Origin of the sequence: Stenotrophomonas maltophilia, from assembly GCF_047497515.2 — a bacterium.
In the GTDB taxonomy this organism is placed as follows: domain Bacteria; phylum Pseudomonadota; class Gammaproteobacteria; order Xanthomonadales; family Xanthomonadaceae; genus Stenotrophomonas.
The window spans coordinates 129737-146011 of sequence record NZ_JAXAXL020000009.1 but is presented as its reverse complement, the minus strand read 5'-3'; the positions used below and the strand labels follow the sequence as shown (position 1 = coordinate 146011).

At 68.0% G+C, this 16275-nt stretch carries 20 protein-coding genes; 11 read left to right on the top strand and 9 right to left on the bottom strand.

Annotated features, from left to right (window positions below; genetic code table 11):
* Window positions 1-17 precede the first annotated feature (17 nt).
* The gene (locus ACMZPQ_RS13855; protein WP_312647036.1) at window positions 18-917 is read right to left on the bottom strand and encodes a LysR substrate-binding domain-containing protein; all 900 of its coding nucleotides are present in this window, start codon (window positions 915-917) and stop codon (window positions 18-20) included.
* A 98-nt stretch (window positions 918-1015) separates the two neighbouring features.
* On the opposite strand from ACMZPQ_RS13855, the gene ACMZPQ_RS13850 reads away from it, so the two are divergent.
* Window positions 1016-1195, top strand: a complete 180-nt coding sequence (locus ACMZPQ_RS13850) for a hypothetical protein (protein WP_414486107.1) — start codon at window positions 1016-1018, stop codon at window positions 1193-1195.
* Here the strand turns inward: ACMZPQ_RS13850 and ACMZPQ_RS13845 are convergent.
* Window positions 1192-2739 carry an alkaline phosphatase gene (locus tag ACMZPQ_RS13845; protein ID WP_197582298.1) on the bottom strand — a complete coding sequence of 516 codons (1548 nt, stop codon included), beginning with the start codon at window positions 2737-2739 and terminating at the stop codon, window positions 1192-1194. The genes ACMZPQ_RS13850 and ACMZPQ_RS13845 overlap by 4 nt on opposite strands.
* 120 nt (window positions 2740-2859) lie before the next feature.
* Between ACMZPQ_RS13845 and ACMZPQ_RS13840 the strand changes: the two genes are divergently transcribed.
* Complete coding sequence (locus ACMZPQ_RS13840) at window positions 2860-3654, top strand: serine hydrolase (RefSeq protein WP_197582299.1); 795 nt, start codon at window positions 2860-2862, stop codon at window positions 3652-3654.
* Window positions 3655-3667: 13 nt separating this feature from the next.
* On the opposite strand, the gene ACMZPQ_RS13835 is transcribed toward ACMZPQ_RS13840, so the two are convergent.
* Both ACMZPQ_RS13835 and ACMZPQ_RS13830 read right to left on the bottom strand, forming a co-directional pair.
* Window positions 3668-4261, bottom strand: a complete 594-nt coding sequence (locus ACMZPQ_RS13835; protein ID WP_197582300.1) for a TetR family transcriptional regulator — start codon at window positions 4259-4261, stop codon at window positions 3668-3670.
* Between the two features lie 16 nt (window positions 4262-4277).
* Window positions 4278-4874, bottom strand: coding sequence for an NAD(P)H-dependent oxidoreductase (locus ACMZPQ_RS13830; protein ID WP_197582301.1), 597 nt, complete (start codon window positions 4872-4874; stop codon window positions 4278-4280).
* A gap of 127 nt (window positions 4875-5001) precedes the next feature.
* Here ACMZPQ_RS13830 and ACMZPQ_RS13825 point away from each other — a divergent pair, with 127 nt between their 5' ends.
* On the top strand, window positions 5002-5535 hold the full coding sequence (locus tag ACMZPQ_RS13825; protein ID WP_197582302.1) for a hypothetical protein: 534 nt from the start codon (window positions 5002-5004) through the stop codon (window positions 5533-5535).
* Window positions 5536-5568: 33 nt separating this feature from the next.
* Here the strand turns inward: ACMZPQ_RS13825 and ACMZPQ_RS13820 are convergent, their stop codons facing one another.
* Entirely contained in the window at window positions 5569-6396 is an 828-nt protein-coding gene (locus ACMZPQ_RS13820; RefSeq protein ID WP_197582303.1) for an isocitrate lyase/phosphoenolpyruvate mutase family protein, read from the bottom strand.
* 165 nt (window positions 6397-6561) lie between these two features.
* Between ACMZPQ_RS13820 and ACMZPQ_RS13815 the strand changes: the two genes are divergently transcribed.
* From ACMZPQ_RS13815 to accC, 5 genes are all read left to right on the top strand, one after another.
* A complete protein-coding gene (locus ACMZPQ_RS13815; protein ID WP_197582304.1) occupies window positions 6562-7302 on the top strand; it encodes a DOPA 4,5-dioxygenase family protein in 741 nt (246 codons plus the stop codon).
* 350 nt (window positions 7303-7652) lie between these two features.
* A complete protein-coding gene (aroQ, locus tag ACMZPQ_RS13810) occupies window positions 7653-8102 on the top strand; it encodes a type II 3-dehydroquinate dehydratase (protein WP_197582305.1) in 450 nt (149 codons plus the stop codon).
* Window positions 8102-8524 carry a lysozyme inhibitor LprI family protein gene (locus ACMZPQ_RS13805; RefSeq protein WP_197582324.1) on the top strand — a complete coding sequence of 141 codons (423 nt, stop codon included), beginning with the start codon at window positions 8102-8104 and terminating at the stop codon, window positions 8522-8524. The genes aroQ and ACMZPQ_RS13805 overlap by 1 nt, the downstream gene beginning before the upstream one ends.
* A 53-nt stretch (window positions 8525-8577) precedes the next feature.
* Window positions 8578-9057: an acetyl-CoA carboxylase biotin carboxyl carrier protein gene (accB, locus tag ACMZPQ_RS13800; RefSeq protein WP_008265096.1), complete on the top strand. Its 480-nt coding sequence runs from the start codon at window positions 8578-8580 to the stop codon at window positions 9055-9057.
* 12 nt (window positions 9058-9069) lie between these two features.
* Window positions 9070-10437 (top strand): acetyl-CoA carboxylase biotin carboxylase subunit, encoded by a 1368-nt coding sequence (gene accC, locus ACMZPQ_RS13795; protein WP_006473295.1) that lies wholly within the window; start codon window positions 9070-9072, stop codon window positions 10435-10437.
* 98 nt (window positions 10438-10535) lie between these two features.
* On the opposite strand, the gene ACMZPQ_RS13790 is transcribed toward accC, so the two are convergent.
* Together ACMZPQ_RS13790 and ACMZPQ_RS13785 are read right to left on the bottom strand one after the other, a co-directional pair.
* Window positions 10536-10910 (bottom strand): hypothetical protein, encoded by a 375-nt coding sequence (locus tag ACMZPQ_RS13790; RefSeq protein ID WP_197582306.1) that lies wholly within the window; start codon window positions 10908-10910, stop codon window positions 10536-10538.
* Window positions 10907-11872, bottom strand: coding sequence for a hypothetical protein (locus ACMZPQ_RS13785; protein WP_197582307.1), 966 nt, complete (start codon window positions 11870-11872; stop codon window positions 10907-10909). The genes ACMZPQ_RS13790 and ACMZPQ_RS13785 overlap by 4 nt, the downstream gene beginning before the upstream one ends.
* Window positions 11873-12036: 164 nt before the next feature.
* On the opposite strand from ACMZPQ_RS13785, the gene prmA reads away from it, so the two are divergent.
* The 3 genes from prmA to fis all read left to right on the top strand — a co-directional run bounded on the left by prmA (window position 12037) and on the right by fis (window position 14161).
* A complete protein-coding gene (gene prmA, locus ACMZPQ_RS13780) occupies window positions 12037-12957 on the top strand; it encodes a 50S ribosomal protein L11 methyltransferase (RefSeq protein WP_197582325.1) in 921 nt (306 codons plus the stop codon).
* A 42-nt stretch (window positions 12958-12999) separates the two neighbouring features.
* Window positions 13000-13770: a DUF3426 domain-containing protein gene (locus ACMZPQ_RS13775; RefSeq protein WP_197582308.1), complete on the top strand. Its 771-nt coding sequence runs from the start codon at window positions 13000-13002 to the stop codon at window positions 13768-13770.
* A 115-nt stretch (window positions 13771-13885) separates the two neighbouring features.
* Window positions 13886-14161, top strand: coding sequence for a DNA-binding transcriptional regulator Fis (gene fis / locus ACMZPQ_RS13770; RefSeq protein ID WP_005419706.1), 276 nt, complete (start codon window positions 13886-13888; stop codon window positions 14159-14161).
* A 490-nt stretch (window positions 14162-14651) separates the two neighbouring features.
* On the opposite strand, the gene ACMZPQ_RS13765 is transcribed toward fis, so the two are convergent.
* Window positions 14652-15644 carry a phosphatidate cytidylyltransferase gene (locus ACMZPQ_RS13765; protein ID WP_197582310.1) on the bottom strand — a complete coding sequence of 331 codons (993 nt, stop codon included), beginning with the start codon at window positions 15642-15644 and terminating at the stop codon, window positions 14652-14654.
* Window positions 15641-16270 (bottom strand): 1-acyl-sn-glycerol-3-phosphate acyltransferase, encoded by a 630-nt coding sequence (locus tag ACMZPQ_RS13760; protein ID WP_197582311.1) that lies wholly within the window; start codon window positions 16268-16270, stop codon window positions 15641-15643. The genes ACMZPQ_RS13765 and ACMZPQ_RS13760 overlap by 4 nt, the downstream gene beginning before the upstream one ends.
* Between the last annotated feature and the right edge of the window lie 5 nt (window positions 16271-16275).

Sequence of the window (16275 nt, the reverse complement as noted above, 5' to 3'; positions counted from 1 at the left end):
GTCGAGCAAGCTCGACGTTACAGATGTGCGTCTGCCATGTGCCGCACGTGTTCGGCGGCCTGCGCGTGCAGCCAGTCGCGGAAGGCGAGGAAGCCGCGATGGCGGGCCGAGCGTTGCGGGTACACCAGCCAATGCGGCCACGCCGTCTTCAGGCGCTGGCTGGACAGCGCGACCAGCTGGCCGGATTCCAGCAGCAGGCGCGCCCGCGTCACCCGTCCCAGCGCCACGCCCACCCCGTCCAGCGCCGCACGGTGGTGGGCCTCCGAATCATCCAGCACCGCCACGAAGCGCAGCGGTGGGCTCTGCCCGCTCAACGCGAACCACGCGCCCCACGCGCCGTCGGGATCACCGAGCAGCGGCCACTGGGTCAGCGGCACGCGGTCGATGCCGCCCATGCGCTCGATCAGCGCCGGGCTGGCCATCGGCAGCAGCCACTCGTCGAACAGCGGTTCCACCACCAGCCCCGGCCAGTGCCCGGTGCCCAGCCGCAGCGCGGCGTCGAACTGCCGCTGCCGCTCGAAATCGACCAGCCGTTCACTCGACTGCAAATTGATCTCGATCTGCGGGTGCGCAGCCACGAAGTGGCCCAGGCGTGGCACCAGCCACGCCGACGCCATCGATGGCACCGCGCTGATCGTCAGCACGTGCTCGGCGCGCGCCGCATAGGGCTGGAAGGCCTCGTTGATCGCGTCCAGATGCGGGCCGACCTGCTCCAGCAGGCGCTGCCCTTCCAGCGTGAGGGTGACGCCACGCGGCTGCCGGACCAGCAGCGGCTGGCCGAGGCGCTCTTCCAGCTGGCGCATCTGATGGCTGAGTGCGCTGACGGTCAGGTTCATCGACGCCGCCGCACGCGACAGGTTGCCGAGCCGGGCGGCAGCCACGAAACCCTGCAGGGCATGGAGGGGCGGACGGGACATCAGGCTTGAATTCGTCTCAAGGCGTGCTTGCGGAAATGTCGCTTTTTGCGCGCCCATGCTGCCCGTATCGTGCAATCCACTCAAGTGGAGGCACGCTCATGAACATCTTCAGCGGCTTGTTGTTCCTGCACGGCCATGTGGCCAGCGCCGAGCTGGCCCGGCAGCTGGCCAGCCCGGTCCCGCCGCCCAGCAGCACTCCCGGTAATGCCGGCCGCTGGCCGGCAACCCCGCCAACCGGGCAGCCCGCAGCTGCCGGTCGCTGCCCGGCACGCCCCTAACGCTGCAACGCCTCCTGCACCGCCGCCGCCACGTCGGTGTTGTCGATGTAGCGGCCGTCGTTCCAGCCCACGTGCTGGCGATAGCCGGCATCGACGCCACGCACGCGCTTTGCAAGCAGCTCCGCGCCCGCGCCCTTGGCCCACAGCGGCACCAGCGCATTGGAGTGGTTGCCGGTCGGGCGGAAGCTCATCCCCGGCAGGCGTCCGCGGCCGTTGTTGCGCACCGGCTGGAAGGCGACGTTCTGTGCATCGGGGCCCATCGGCATGCTGTTGTCGTGGTCGGTGGTGACGATCAGCAGGTTGCGCTCCCAACCGCCGTTGCGCTCGATCCAGTCCACCACTGCCGCCACCGCGTCGTTGAACTCCACGGTTTCCTCGATCAAACGGCCGTACTGCGGCTGGTCGCTGCACGCGCCGTAGTGCCATTCGGTGCCGCAGGCGCTGGTATGCGCGGCCCAGTCGGTGGCGCCGCCTTCCACCATCAGGAACAGGCCCTGAGGCGAGCGTTGCTGCAGGAACCACAGCGCACCGCGGGTCATGGTCGCAAGATTCGGCACGCTGTCGATCTTCCTTACGCCAGAGGGCGTGGCCACATCCTTGCCCAGCACCTGCAGCTGGCGTGCCTGCTGCAGCGTGTTGGCCACGCGTGGCACGCCGATCAGCGGGCGGTCGGCCGGCAGCCGTCCCTGCGCCAGCGCGGCGAATTCCTCCTTGCCGCGGATCAGGCGCCACGGCCCCGACGGGTTGCCGCCAATGGTGCGGCCCGCTTCCAGCTGCTGCCAATCCTGCTGCGACACCCACTCCCACGGGTTCGCGCAGCCTTCGGCCTTTGCTGCATCCGAGGCCTGCCCACAGGCCACGCCATCAACGCTGTAGCCGGGGCCACCGGTGCCCATCACCAGGTCCATGTGGCCCTGTGCCAGCATCTGGTGGGCGATGGCGTGGTAGTTGTTGCGCGATGCGTTCTGCGCTGCGAACGCCGCCGGCGTGGCATGCGCGAACGGCACCGAGGTGACCACGCCGGTGGCCATGCCCAGGCGCTTGGCGCGCAGCGTGTTGAACTCGACCGGGTTGCCGTCGTTGTTGTAGTTGATGGCGTTGTTATAGGTCTTGATGCCCGAGGACAACGCCGTGCCCGCGGCCGCACTGTCGGTCGCCACCGCCGCCAGGTACTGGTAGCCCACGAACGGCAGGTCCGGCGCGGGCACCGGTTCGGTATCCCAGGCCTTGCCCGCGTCGTAGCCAAGGGCCTGCGCGTTGTCGCGGGTCGGCTGGCTGCTGGAATTCAACGGGAAGGTGGTCACCGCCAGGCGCTGCGGGAAATCCGCATAGGGGGCACCTTCGCGGCTGCCGTACTGCCAGTAGGCGGCGGCATCCCAGGTGCCCCAACCGGCGCCGTCGTTGATCATCACGATCACGTTGTGCGGGCGCGCTTCAGCGGAAGGTACAGCCTCGGCGCGCAGGTTGGGCTGGCAGCCCCCGAGCGCCGCCAGCGCAATCAGCAACGAGGTAGAGAGCCAGCGGCGTGGCGTGCATGCAGTCATCGGATATCCCGTCGGGCCAACGGCGGCCCACAATGACGATACGTTATATCGTTTCAATGTTGCAGCTTCATGCAGCCGCCGCGCACTATCCTGCGGCTCTCCATTGCCACCGCCTCCTCCATGTCCCTCCCCGTTCCAGCGCGCGCGCCGCTGTCCTCGATCACCCTGGATGCGGCCACCTTCGCGGTGATCCACCAGCACAACGCAGAAACCGCGCGGCAACCGGCATCACTGACCAAGTTGATGACCGCCTACGCCGCGTACGCATGCGTCGAAGAACGCGGGCGCGCATGGGATGAAGCGGTCACCATTGCCAGCGACGATGTGCATGCGGTGGCCGATGACGAAACGCGCATGGGGCTGGTGCCTGGCGAAACAATTACTCTGGCACGCCTGCTGGAAGGCTTGATGATCGTCTCCGGCAATGACGCCGCGTTGGCGATCGCGCGCCACCTGGACGGATCGCAGACCGCATTCCTCGATCGCATGAACCGGCATGCGCGCCAGCTTGGCCTGCGCAGTACCTGGTTCGCCAGCGTCTCCGGCATCACCACCCCGCACCATGCCTCCAGCGCGCGCGACATGGCAGTGCTGGCCGCCTGCCTGCTGAACGATCATCCGCAGATTCTGGCGATCACCGCACAGCGCGCGTTCGCGCATGGCCGCTTCAGCCGCAACAACCAGAACACCCTGCTTGGCGAGCACGGCGTGGATGGATTGAAGACCGGCTACACCCGGGCCGCAGGCTTCTGCCTGGCCGCCACCGCGTGCCGCACGGTGCCCGGCCGGGCGCAGCCGGTGCGGCTGATTACCGTGGTGCTGGGTTCTGAAAGCCGCGACGCGCGCGACGCGCTGGTGCGCGATCAGTTGTCGGCAGGGTTCGCCGCACTAGCCGGCACGCCTGCCCACGCCTGAGCTGCCATGCGGCTCAGCGCCGCTTGACCGTCGCCACGATCACGCGCTGCAGCTCGGCCTCGGCGTCGGCCGTGTCCAGTGCGCCGGCAGCCACGGCTTCCGACAGCGCTTCAGCCGCGCCCAGGATCGCCCAGCGCCCCGCCAAGGGCACGGCCCCCTCGGCGGCGAACGGGCCCAGCCAGACCTGGCAGTTGTCGATGAAGTCCTGCTGGTAGCGCCGACGCACCTCGTGCAGTTCCGGCGCGCCGACCAGCGCGGCGAGGATGCCCTGCACTTCACTGCCCTGGCTGAGAATGCAGTCGATGTAGCCGGAGGCGATGGCCGCCGCACGATCGGCCAGCTGCGCCCTGGCGCGGCCGATGCGCTCGTGGAAGACCACGGTCTGCCGGCCGTCATAGTCATCGTAGAGCGCCGCCAGCAGTCCATTGCGGGTCACGAAGTGATCGTAGGCCACCGGCTTGGTCACGCCCGCCGCCTCGGCCAGGCGTCCCAGCGTCAGAGCATCGGTGCCTTCCTCGCCGACCAGCGCCCAGGCCACGTCCAACAACTGGCGGGCGCGCTGCTCGCGGGTCAGTCGGCGGCGTGTCGGAGCGGGCGTGGCAGGCATCGGCAGGGCACGGCGGTCAGCGCATCGGAGTACCGATTTTACGGCCGATCTCTCCTGCTGACTGCAGATGCGCCCAGGCCGCGCCGGAATCGGCGTCCAGCAGCAGTTCGGACGACAGCACGCGCGCACCGCAGTAATCGAAGATGCCCATGTCGATCTGGGTCTTCATCGCTGCCCCGTAGCCGCGCCGCTCGATCATCTCCGCGCCCGCGCCGCCCACCCCGACCAGGTGCACGTGCAGCCGTTGCAGCTTTTTCTGCACCTTGCCGTCGGCGCCCTCCTGGTAGGCCCAGCCCTGGGTGAACACACGGTCGATCCAGCCCTTCAGCAGCGCCGGGAACGACCACCAGTACAGCGGGTAGACCAGTACCAGCGTGTCGGCCGCATCCAGCCGCGCCTGCTCGGCGGCGACATCGGCCGGTACAGCGCCCGTGCCGCGGAACAGCGCCTGGTCCTGCAGGCTGAAGCGCGGGTCGAAGCCCTCGGCCATCAGATCGGCGTAGGCCACGCTGTTGCCGGCATCGGCCGCGCCGATGGCCTCGCCGATGCGCCGGGCGATGGCATGGGTCAACGAGGAAGGATCAGGATGGGCGATGACAATGAGGCTGTGCATGGGGCGATCTCTGGAATTCACTAGCTACCAATAGTAAGTAATGAATGGCCTCGCACCAGCCCCATTGATGGGACGCTGTTTCCGCATCGCCCGTATAGTCCAGTGGTTCCCTGCACGACGCCCGCACATGCGCCGATACCTGCTGCTGCCGATACTGACCCTGCTGCTGTTGTTGCTGCTGCCCTCTGCCTTCGCCGGTGAACTCAGCCCCAGTGACGCGAAGGCACTGCGCGAAGATGTGCGCGCGATGATGGCCGCTTACGCCCGTGGCGATGCGGAATTCCTCATTGAACGCACCCATCCCAGCCTCAAGCGGCTGGCCGGTGGCGATGCGGCGTTCCGGGCGATCACCCGCGATGCATTGAAGAAGCTGCGCAGCACCGGCGTGGTGGTCATCAGCGAAGAGGTGGGCGTACCGACCCGGACCTATGCGGCCGGAGAGGAAGAAGTCTGCTTCGTGCCGCGCCAGTCGCTGGTGCGGGTGCGCGAAACGCCGATGCGCAGCACCACGTTCATGGTGGCCGTGCGCCGCGTCGGCAGTGCGGACTGGACCTATCTGGATGGGTCCGGCCTGCAGGGCAATCCCGCGCTGCTGCGACAACTGCTGCCCGCCCTGGAGCCCGGGGTGACTCTGCCCAAGCGGGACATTGAGGCGCTGTAGCCGGCGGCGCATCCCTCCACGCGGGGCCTGGAGCTACTGGAACAGTGCGTTCAACGCCGCGCCCGAGGCCGCCTGCTGCAGGCCATCGAAGCGGCCGTCCTGCACGATTGGTTGAGTGGCCTGCATCAAGCCACCCCACGCCGCGCGGGCCAGCGCGCCACCGAGGCTGACCCGGCGCACGCCGAGTGCGGCGATGTCCTGCAGGCGCATGGGCGTCGGCCCACCCACCAGCAGGTTCACCGGCTTCGATCCTGCCGCGGCCACCACCGCGCTGATCTGCTCAGGCGTGCTGATGCCCGGCGCGTACAGCACGTCGGCACCGGCCTCGGCATAGGCGCGCAGGCGCTGCAAGGTGTCCTGCAGGTCCGGCACCCCCACGAAGAAGTTCTCGGCGCGGCCCACCAGCAGCACATCACCGCCAGCATGGTCGATTGCCGCGCGGGCCGCACGCAGCCGCTCGACCGCCTGCCCGATCGGGCGCAGCGGTGCATCGGCCACACCGCTGGCATCCTCGATCGAGAGGCCGGCCACACCGGTATCGATGGCGGCGGCCACCGCCTCTTCCACCTCCTTCGGCGTGGCACCGAAGCCATCGCCGAAGTCGGCGTTCACCGGCAGTGGCGTCGCCCCCACCATCAGGCGCAGATGCGCCAGCGTGGCCTGCAGCGAAACCGCGCCATCCGGCCGACCCTCACTCCAGGCACAGCCGGCACTGGTGGTCGCCAGCGCCTGGAACCCCTGCCGCTGCAGGTAGCGCGCACTGCCCACGTCCCACGGATTGGGCAGCACGAAACACCCCTGCGCATGCAGCTGGCGGAAGGCCGCGCGCCTGCGCGGGATGTCGGCGTCGATCGAGGTCATGACGGGCTCCAGAGCGGTACAGCCGCACCCTAGCCCGGCCATCGCCCGCGCTCAATGGCGACGCGCATGCTGGCGCATGAGGTGATGCTGCCTGCTTATTGGACGCGGCGGATGGCAGTGCCCGAGCGTGCATGGCTGCCCCTTCATCCTGACACGGAGCCGCTCATGCATCCCGACCCGGATTCCCCCGCTGGCCCCCGCATCGACGCGGGCGACGATGACGCGCAGTGGGCCGACCTGCTGTCGCCCACCCGCCGGCGCCTGATCGCGTCGGCCGGATTGGCCGCCGGCGGCCTGGCCAGCACGTCCACCGGTGCTGCAGCCCCACGTGGCGACCTTGCCGTGAACACCACTGAGCCCGGGCAGCCCGGCTTCCGCGCCATCGTCCCGCCGCCGGCGAAGGGCAGCAGTCCGTGGGGCCAGGCCACCGCCCGCGAACCCACCCCGCGCCCGGCCAGCGTGCGCCCCGGCGAGGCCACGCTGCCCGCCACCCCACGCGCGTACACCGACATCAAGAGCTATCACGCGCACATCTACTTTGATGAGGACAGCTTCGCCAAGGCAGCCCTGCTGCGGCGCTGGGCCGCCGAACGCTTCCCGGTGGAGCTGGGCAACTGGAACCTGGAGCCGCGCGGGCCGCACGTCACGCCTTCGTTCTACTTCGGCTTCACCAACGACCTGCTGCCGGTACTGGTGCCCTGGCTGCAGCTCAACAGCCTGGGCCTGACCATCCTGATCCACCCCAATACCGGCGACGGCCGCGCCGACCATCTGCATTACGCGCTGTGGGTGAACCGCGCGCAGCCGGTGAATGCCTACAACTGGCCAGCACCGAAGCCCGGCGAGCGGGAGCCATTGGAGGAAGTCTTCCCGAACGTGGTGCCGACGGTACCGCTGGAGACCTGAGCGGGTGCGTGGCGGGGGCGGTGGGTGGCGTGCAGCGCACCTTGGGCTGCCCCTCGGTGGGTGCGTAGCTTGCTGCGCACCGAACTTCCTTCATCCACGCATGGCGTGGATCTACCGCATCACGGCCCATTGCCGCATCGGTCAGCGCCCGGCCTTGTCGTCATCGTCGGCCTACGTGCTTGTATCCCCGGAGGCCGGGCGTTCAGCGCGCCTTGATCCGGCTCCCGCCATACGGCCGCAAGCACTCCGGCGAATTTCAAACAATCGATTGAAACACGGCAAACTTCGCCGAACTGGACAGCATCCGCCGCTTCCGCCAGACTGCCGCCCTTTCCCGTCTTCCGGATCCCATGGCGAAGCTGCTGGTCCTGCACGGCCCCAACCTCAACCTGCTCGGCACCCGCGAGCCGGAGGTCTACGGCCACACCACGCTGGCCGACATCGACCAGGCGCTGGCCGCGCAGGCGTCCGCCGCCGGGCACGCCGTGGAAAGCCTGCAGTCCAATGCCGAGTACGTACTGGTGGACCGCGTGCAGGCCGCGCGCAACGACGGAACCGCTTTCATCCTGATCAACCCGGCCGCCTTCACCCACACCTCGGTCGCCCTGCGCGATGCGCTGGCGGCGGTGGCGGTGCCGTTCATCGAGATCCACCTGTCCAACCCGCATACCCGCGAACCGTTCCGCCAGCACAGCTACTTCAGTGACAAGGCGGTGGGCGTGGTGTGTGGCTTCGGTGCCGACAGCTACCGCTACGCGATGGACGCGGCGCTGGCACGCGTGCAGGCGGCGGGCGCGTGATGATGCTGGCGCGCGTGCTTGCCAGCCTCGCGCTGTGCGCCGGCCTGTGCGGCGTTGCCCATGCGGGCGACCGCAGTGCCGAAGGCATCGACTGCGCGCATCCCACCACCACGATGGAGAGCGACCTGTGCGCTTCGGACGTGGCCGCTGCTGCCGACGCCGAACTCAATGCCGTCTACGCCCTGGCGCGCCAACAGCTGCGCACGCCGGCCAAAGGCGGCGGTTGCAGCTACTGCGGCGATGCCGAGCAGCAGCTGGTGCTGGCCCAACGCGCCTGGATGCAGCTGCGCGACCATGACTGCAACGCGGTCTATGCCCTCAATTCCGATGGTACGGCACGCAACGGCGCACAGATGCGCTGCCTGATCACGCTCGCGCGCGACCGTACGCGGCAGCTGCGCGAGTTCTACGAACTGCTTTGACCCGAGCGCGACGCGCTCCCCACCACACTGACATCACGAGCAAAGAGGCCACCATGGATCTCCGCAAAATCAAGAAGCTGATCGACCTGCTGGAAGAGTCGAACCTGGCTGAAATCGAAATCAAGGAAGGCGAAGAGTCGGTGCGCCTGTCGCGTGCCCCGGTCGCCGGCTATGCCGCACCGATGCCGGCACCGGTGTATGCCGCCCCGGCTGCCCCGGCCGCGCAGGCGATGCCGATGCAGTCGCCGACCGAAGCCTCCACCGGCGGCACCGCCAAGCCGGGCCCGGCGCTGCCGGAAGGCCACGTGCTGCGCTCGCCGATGGTCGGCACCTTCTACGCCTCGTCCGCTCCGGACAAGCCGGCCTTCGTCAGCGTTGGCCAGCAGGTCAAGGAAGGCGAGACCCTGGCGATCATCGAAGCGATGAAGATGTTCAACCCGATCGAAGCCGACAAGTCCGGCACCATCGTCGCCATCCTCGGCGAGAACGGCCAGCCGGTGGAGTTCGACCAGCCGCTGTTCGTGATCGGCTAAGGGGCGGACGCCATGCTCGACAAAGTCGTCATCGCCAACCGAGGGGAAATCGCGCTGCGCATCCTGCGCGCGTGCCATACCCTCGGCATCCGCACGGTGGCCGTGCATTCCACGGTCGACCGCAACCTCAAGCACGTGGCCATGGCCGACGAGTCGGTCTGCATCGGCCCGGCGCCGTCGCCGCAGAGCTACCTCAACATCCCGGCGCTGATCGCCGCCGCTGAAGTCACCGACGCGCAGGCCATCCACCCGGGCTACGGCTTCCTGTCGGAGAACGCCGACTTCGCCGAGCGCGTGGAAGAGTCCGGCTTCATCTTCATCGGCCCCAAGGCCGACACCATCCGCATGATGGGCGACAAGGTCGAAGCCATCCGCGCGATGAAGTCGGCCGGCGTGCCGTGCGTGCCCGGCTCGGGCGGCCCGCTGGGCGAAGACATCGTCGCCAACACCAAGATCGCCCGTGAGATCGGCTACCCGGTCATCATCAAGGCGGCCGGCGGTGGCGGTGGCCGTGGCATGCGCGTGGTGCACGCCGAAGCCTCGCTGAAGACCTCCATCGAAACCACCAAGAGCGAGGCCAAGGCCGCGTTCGGCAATGGCGAGGTCTACATGGAGAAGTTCCTGGAGAATCCGCGCCACGTGGAGATCCAGGTGCTGGCCGACGGCCAGGGCAACGCCATCCACCTGGGTGAGCGCGACTGCTCGATGCAGCGCCGCCACCAGAAGGTGGTGGAAGAAGCGCCGGCACCGGGCATCAGCGCCGAACAGCGCGAGCAGATCGGCAAGGTGTGTACCGAAGCCTGCGTGCGCATCGGCTACCGCGGCGCCGGCACGTTCGAGTTCCTGTACGAGGACGGCCGCTTCTACTTCATCGAAATGAACACCCGCATCCAGGTGGAGCATCCGGTCACCGAAATGGTCACCGGCATCGACCTGGTGGCTGAGCAGCTGAAGATCGCCGCCGGCCAGAAGCTGTCGATCAAGCAGAGCGACGTGGTGCTGACCGGGCATGCCATCGAGTGCCGCATCAACGCCGAAGACGCCGAAACCTTCGTGCCGAGCCCGGGCACCATCACCGGCTTCCATCCGCCGGGCGGCCCTGGCGTGCGCGTGGACACCCACATCTACAGTGGCTACCGCGTGCCGTCGAACTACGACTCGATGATCGGCAAATTGATCGTGCACGGCCCGGACCGCGAAACCGCCATCGCCCGCATGCGGGTGGCGCTGAGCGAGATGGTGGTCGACGGCATCAAGACCAACATCGCCCTGCAGCAGCGGATCATGCGTGACAAGGGCTTCCAGGCCGGTGGCCAGAACATCCATTACCTGGAAAAGCGCTTGGCCGAGCGCAAGAACAAGCCGATTGCACTGACCTGATCGGCAGCCGGCGCTGGACATGAAAAGGGCGGGGATATCGCCGCCCTTCTTTATTGCCTGTAGAGCCGGCCCCCACGCTCGGCCCTACAGCAACAGGTTCAGCGCTTGTCGGCCACTTCGGCCGGAATCTGCGAATTGGCCAGGGGGCGGACACCGTTGGGCGAGCTCGGGTCGATGATCACCATGGTCTCGGTGGAACCGTCCGGCCACACCACCTGGAAGGTGCTGCCGGCTGGCAGCGATGCGAACGGCATGCCGCTCTGCGCGCGGTAGACCGCCGCAACCTGGCTGGCGCCCACGCGGCGCACCTCTTCCTGCGCCTTCACCGTGGTCAGTTCCACTTTCGACAGATGCCGGTAGCGATCTTCGTAGGTGTCGATCATCAACAGCCCGACCGCACCGGCCGAATAGGCCACAAACAGCGCGACCCAGAACCAGAACTTGGCCCCATGCAGGAATCGACGGTAGTTCATTGCCCGTCCCTCTTTCCAACCAATCGCTTGATCCACTGCTTCATTTTCCCCGCACCTTGCCGCGACACCGCAGCGTCATACACGAAATCTCGGAAATCCTGCGTCCCATCCTGCGAACAGATCCCTCCGTTCGCACAAAAACCGTTGACAAGCACACTGTCGGCACCACACGGTAGACCGAGTTCGCAGGCCGCAAGCCGCCATGCGAGTTCGCTCAGCTGCTCGCCGGCCACCAGGCCATCGAACGCACGATCGCCCGCCGCACGCAGGCCCATGCCCGGCGCGATGGCCATGAAGGCCTCCGGATCGCGCGACGTGCGCACCCGCTCGACCAGGTCACGGCGGTACTCGGGGCTGTCGTGCAGCGGCTCGCCTTCGGCGAACAACGAGGCCTCCGCCGCCAGGTTGCCCTGCGCAGCCGCCTTGCGGCGTTCGGCCAGCACCAGCGCGGCGCCCAGCTTGTCGCCGGGCACGAAACCGCCACAGCGCTGCGCCACCCGCTCACGTGCCTGTACCATCGCCGGCGCGGCGGTCAGGCCCAGTCCGGCCAGCACGTTGTTGTCCAGCCGGTAGCCACCCGGATCGATGGCGTACTGGGCGCAATAGTCGTAGACGCGGCTGAGCATCCAGCGCGCCTCGTGGTTGCCTTCGTCGGCCTGCACGCGCAGCCGCTGTGCGTAGGCATACAGGTCGGTCGCATCCTCGATGTCGGCGCGCAGATCCAACGGCAGACCCGAAGGCAGTGCGTTGCCACGCTCGAAGGACGCCAGGCGGCGCGCCAACGCCTCCGGCATGACCGGCAGCGAAGCGCTGCTGTCGCTGGGCGCCACCGCCGACGGCAGCTCCACCGACGGCACCGGCACCGCGGGAATATGGCCGCTGGCCCGATACCCGGCCACGCCCAGCACGGCCACCGCCGGCAGCACGAGCATCCAGGTTTTCAGGGTCGGAGCGAAGGCCATTGGCAGCGGTCGAGCTTAACGGCACACAGGAAAGCACCCATTTTAGCAAGGCCCGACGGGCCTGTCTGAACCGGCTTCGTTCATATCCGGGCGGCATCTCATGCAATACGGAGACGCCCCAATGGTCTAGCATGGCCCCCTTTCCCGCGATTGCCCCCACTGCCATGCCGTTCCTGGAACTGACCCTGCGCTGCACCGAAGCCACCCAGCCCCGCTATGAAAACGCGCTGGAGGACGTCGGCGCCCTGGCCGTCACCCTGCTCGACGCTGAGGCCGATACCAGCAACGAACAGGCCATCCTTGAGCCGGGCGTGGGCGAGACCCCGCTGTGGGACACCCTGGTGCTGAGCGCGCTGTTCCCCGCCGACAGCAACGCGCTGTTGCTGCTGGCCGCGCTGGAAGCCTTCGATCCGGAGCTGGACTGGAGTGGCGGCAGCTTCCGTGCGGTCGAGGACGAAGACTGGGAACGCGCCTGGCTGGACCAGTTCCAGCCGATGGATTTCGGCAGCCGGACCTGGATCGTGCCGTGGAACCATGAGCTGCCCGAAGCGGCCCAGGCCGCCGATGCGGCCGTGGTCCGGCTCGACCCGGGCCTCGCATTCGGTTCGGGCACCCACCCGACCACCGCCCTGTGCCTGCGCTGGCTGGACCAGCTGGCGGTGGACGGCCTGCTGCAGGGCCAGCGCGTGCTCGACTTCGGTTGCGGCTCGGGCATCCTGGCACTGGCCGCATTGAAGCTCGGTGCCACTGAAGCCATCGGCGTGGACAACGATCCGCAGGCCCTGGTCGCCACCGCCGACAACGCCGAACGCAACGGCGAACAGGGCCGCATGCATGTCTACCTGCCCCAGGACGAGCCGGTCGCGACCTATCCGATCGTGGTCGCCAACATCCTCGCCTCGGCGCTGGATGCACTGGCCGAACTGCTGGCCGCGCGTGTCACCGCCGGTGGCCGCATCGCCCTGTCCGGCATCCTGCACGGCCAGGAAGGTGAACTGCTGCAGCGCTATGCCGTGTGGTTCGACGAGCTGCAGGCCACCCAGGATGGCGACTGGATGCGCATCACTGGCGTGCGTCGCGCCTGATCATGGTTGAATGAGCGCTGGATCCGAGCCCGCATCCTGAGCATGTCCGAGCCGAACCCGCCCCGCCGTCCACTGGCCACCTTCCTGCGCACCGCGCCGGAGGGTACGCCTGCGTCAGCATCCGAGGTGCACACCCCGGATGCGGACGTGCAGGCACCGATCGGTGAGCAGGTGCCGGTAGAGCCCATCGAAGCGGCAGCGCCGCCGGCGATGGACCTGCGGCATGACGATGACACCGAGGTCGTCGCGGTGACACCGGTCGCCGAGCCGGCCCCGGTCGCGTTGATGGCAGCCACCGTTGCCAGCGATGCTCCCAGCTTCCTCGGCAGCACACGGCCGCGCGCGCTGCCGACCCCGCGCCGTTACTGGCTGCTGGTTGCCGCACTGGCGCTGCTGCTGGTCGTGCAGAGCGTGCTCGCCGATCGCGCCCGGCTCGCCGCCGATGCCGGCAACCGTGCATGGCTGGGCGCGCTGTGCAGCGTCCTGCGCTGCAGTCTGCCGGTATGGCACGAGCCAGCGGCATTCACCATGACCAGCCGCGAGATCCGTCCGTTGCCGGGACAGGCCGGTGTCCTGCAGGTACAGGCCAGCATCCGCAATGATGCGCGCTGGGCGCAGGCGTGGCCGGACCTGCGCCTGTCACTGTCCGATGCCGATGGGCGGGTGATTGGAAGCGGCGTGTTCACCCCCGCGCAGTACCTGGGCGAAAACCCCGGAGCCGCCGTGCTGGAGCCGGGCCAGAGCGCACGGGTGGCGTTCCGCGTGCAGGAGCCTGCCGCATCCACTGTCGCATTCACCTTCGACTTCCTCTGACCGGGACAGAGGCGTCCAGCCGTGGCAGGTCGGGCACGCTCGCGCTAGACTGACCGCCACCACCTCGTCCGGCCGCGCGCTCCGCGCGCACGGGCCAACCGAATCGGGAACCCCCTTGAACGCTGTCCTTTCTCGTCCTGACAACAGTCGTGGCGCTCCCCGGCCACCGCTGCGTGAACACGTCGCCCAGTCCGTGCGCCGCTACCTGCGTGATCTCGATGGCTGCGACGCGGACGATGTCTACGAGATCGTGCTGCGCGAGATGGAGATCCCGTTGTTCGTGGAAGTGCTCAACCACTGCGAAGGCAACCAGAGCCGCGCCGCAGCGATGCTGGGCATCCACCGTGCCACCCTGCGCAAGAAGCTGAAGGAATACGGCATCAGCGCGTAGTAGATCCACGCCATGCGTGGATGGCGCTCTCCCGGCATCACCCGCCGCCCGCCCGGTAGATCCACGCCATGCGTGGATGGCGCTCTCCCGGAATCAACCGCCGCCTGCCCGGTAGATCCACGCCATGCGTGGATGGCGCTCTCCCGGCATCACCCGATCTCACCCGCCGGCAGATCCACGCCATGCGTGGATGGCGCTCTCCCGGAATCAACCGCCGCCTGCCTGGTAGATCCACGCCATGCGTGGATGGCGCTCTCCCGGAATCAACCGCCGCCCGCCCGGTAGATCCACGCCATGCGTGGATGGCGCTCTCCCGGAATCAACCGCCGCCCGCCCGGTAGATCCATGCCATGCGTGGATGGCGCTCTCCCGGCATCACCCGATCTCACCCGCCCGGTAGATCCACGCCATGCGTGGATGGCGCTCTCCCGGAATCAACCGCCGCCTGCCCGGTAGATCCACGCCATGCGTGGATGGCGCTCTCCCGGCATCACCCGCCGCCCGCCTTCCAGTAATACCGCACCACATGGAAGAACACCGGCGCGGCAAAGCACACCGAATCCAGGCGGTCGAGCATGCCGCCGTGGCCCTCGATCATGTGGCCCCAGTCCTTGATGCCGCGGTCGCGCTTGATCGCCGACATCACCAGGCCGCCCCAGAATCCCATCAGGTTGATCAGCAGCGACAGGCCGAACGCCTGCAGCGGCGTGAACGGGGTGATCCACCACAGCGCCGCGCCCAGCGCGCTCGCACTCAGCACACCGCCGACGAACCCCTCCACCGTCTTCGACGGCGACAGCTTCGGTGCGATCAGGTGCTTGCCCAGCAGCTTGCCCCAGATGTACTGCAGCACGTCCGAGGACTGCACCACGATCACCAGGAAGGCAAACAACAGCACGTTGCGCGACGGGTCATGGCCCGGCACCTGCAGGTTCAGCAGCAGTGGCACGTGCGAGATGCAGAACACGCAGATCATCAGCCCCCACTGCACCTTGGCCGTGCGCTCCAGGTAGTGGGTGGTGTCGCCGCCGATGGTCGACAGGATCGGCAGGAACAGGAACGCATAGACCGGAATCAGCAGCGTGTACATGCCGTACCAGTCGATCCACACCAGGTAGTACTGCCAGGGCAGCACGATGTAGAACGCGGCCAGCAGCGCGTAGTAGTCGCCAGAGCGGGTCGGCGCCAGGGTGATGAACTCGCGCAGCGCAAACAGCGAAATGATCGCGAACAGCACGATCACCCCGGCACGGCCGAAGAACAGTGCCAGCCCGACCACGATCGCCATCACCCACCACGCGCGGATGCGCGAGACCAGGTTGGCGATCACCGCGCTGGGCTGCCCGCGCTGGCGCCAGCGCAGCGTCTCGGCCACCAGTGTGGCCAGCACCAGCACCGCGCCGACACCGGCAAACAGCAGGCCGGTCTGCTGGCCTACGCTCTGCGTTGCCAGATCGCCGGAGACATCCAGCACGAAACTCATGCGCGGCCTCCATTCGGTGCCAGGTCCAGCAGTGCCTGCCGGCTGCGCGCCAGGAACGCCGCCTTGTCCTCATCCGCCTGCAGCCGCAGGGGCGTGCCGAAGGTCGCCGTGCACAGCAGCGGCAACGGCAGGAACCGGCCCTTGGGCATCACCCGTTTCAGGTTGTCGATCCACACCGGTACGAACTCCAGTTCCGGGCGCTGCCGCGCCAGGTGATAGATGCCGCTCTTGAACGGCAGCAGCGGCTCATCGCCGACATTGCGCGTGCCTTCCGGGAACAGGATCAGCGAACACCCTTCATCAACCGCTTCGCGCAGCACCTGCAACGGGTCCTGCTGGCGATGGCCGGCCTCGCGCTCGACCAGCACACCGTTGAACACCGCATCGATCAGGTAGCGGCGCAGGGCGTCGCCCTGCCAGTACTCGGCCGCCGCCACCGGACGCACCTGGCGGCGCAGGGCCGGTGGCATCGACGACCAGATCAGCACGAAATCACCATGGCTGGCGTGGTTGCCGTAATAGACGCGGTGCTCACTGGAGGGTGCACAGCCGATCCACAGCGCACGTGCGCCGGTTACCACATGGATCGCGCCACTGCAGGCGCGGGCAATCAGTTCGGCGAACATCGGTT

Bases quoted from the DNA above. Each gene is read 5' to 3' on its own strand.
- ACMZPQ_RS13855 (WP_312647036.1), bottom strand. From the start codon at position 917: ATGTCCCGTCCGCCCCTCCATGCCCTGCAGGGTTTCGTGGCTGCCGCC.
- ACMZPQ_RS13850 (WP_414486107.1), top strand. From the start codon at position 1,016: ATGAACATCTTCAGCGGCTTGTTGTTCCTGCACGGCCATGTGGCCAGC.
- ACMZPQ_RS13845 (WP_197582298.1), bottom strand. From the start codon at position 2,739: ATGACTGCATGCACGCCACGCCGCTGGCTCTCTACCTCGTTGCTGATT.
- ACMZPQ_RS13840 (WP_197582299.1), top strand. From the start codon at position 2,860: ATGTCCCTCCCCGTTCCAGCGCGCGCGCCGCTGTCCTCGATCACCCTG.
- ACMZPQ_RS13835 (WP_197582300.1), bottom strand. From the start codon at position 4,261: ATGCCTGCCACGCCCGCTCCGACACGCCGCCGACTGACCCGCGAGCAG.
- ACMZPQ_RS13830 (WP_197582301.1), bottom strand. From the start codon at position 4,874: ATGCACAGCCTCATTGTCATCGCCCATCCTGATCCTTCCTCGTTGACC.
- ACMZPQ_RS13825 (WP_197582302.1), top strand. From the start codon at position 5,002: ATGCGCCGATACCTGCTGCTGCCGATACTGACCCTGCTGCTGTTGTTG.
- ACMZPQ_RS13820 (WP_197582303.1), bottom strand. From the start codon at position 6,396: ATGACCTCGATCGACGCCGACATCCCGCGCAGGCGCGCGGCCTTCCGC.
- ACMZPQ_RS13815 (WP_197582304.1), top strand. From the start codon at position 6,562: ATGCATCCCGACCCGGATTCCCCCGCTGGCCCCCGCATCGACGCGGGC.
- aroQ (WP_197582305.1), top strand. From the start codon at position 7,653: ATGGCGAAGCTGCTGGTCCTGCACGGCCCCAACCTCAACCTGCTCGGC.
- ACMZPQ_RS13805 (WP_197582324.1), top strand. From the start codon at position 8,102: ATGATGCTGGCGCGCGTGCTTGCCAGCCTCGCGCTGTGCGCCGGCCTG.
- accB (WP_008265096.1), top strand. From the start codon at position 8,578: ATGGATCTCCGCAAAATCAAGAAGCTGATCGACCTGCTGGAAGAGTCG.
- accC (WP_006473295.1), top strand. From the start codon at position 9,070: ATGCTCGACAAAGTCGTCATCGCCAACCGAGGGGAAATCGCGCTGCGC.
- ACMZPQ_RS13790 (WP_197582306.1), bottom strand. From the start codon at position 10,910: ATGAACTACCGTCGATTCCTGCATGGGGCCAAGTTCTGGTTCTGGGTC.
- ACMZPQ_RS13785 (WP_197582307.1), bottom strand. From the start codon at position 11,872: ATGGCCTTCGCTCCGACCCTGAAAACCTGGATGCTCGTGCTGCCGGCG.
- prmA (WP_197582325.1), top strand. From the start codon at position 12,037: ATGCCGTTCCTGGAACTGACCCTGCGCTGCACCGAAGCCACCCAGCCC.
- ACMZPQ_RS13775 (WP_197582308.1), top strand. From the start codon at position 13,000: ATGTCCGAGCCGAACCCGCCCCGCCGTCCACTGGCCACCTTCCTGCGC.
- ACMZPQ_RS13765 (WP_197582310.1), bottom strand. From the start codon at position 15,644: ATGAGTTTCGTGCTGGATGTCTCCGGCGATCTGGCAACGCAGAGCGTA.
- ACMZPQ_RS13760 (WP_197582311.1), bottom strand. From the start codon at position 16,270: ATGTTCGCCGAACTGATTGCCCGCGCCTGCAGTGGCGCGATCCATGTG.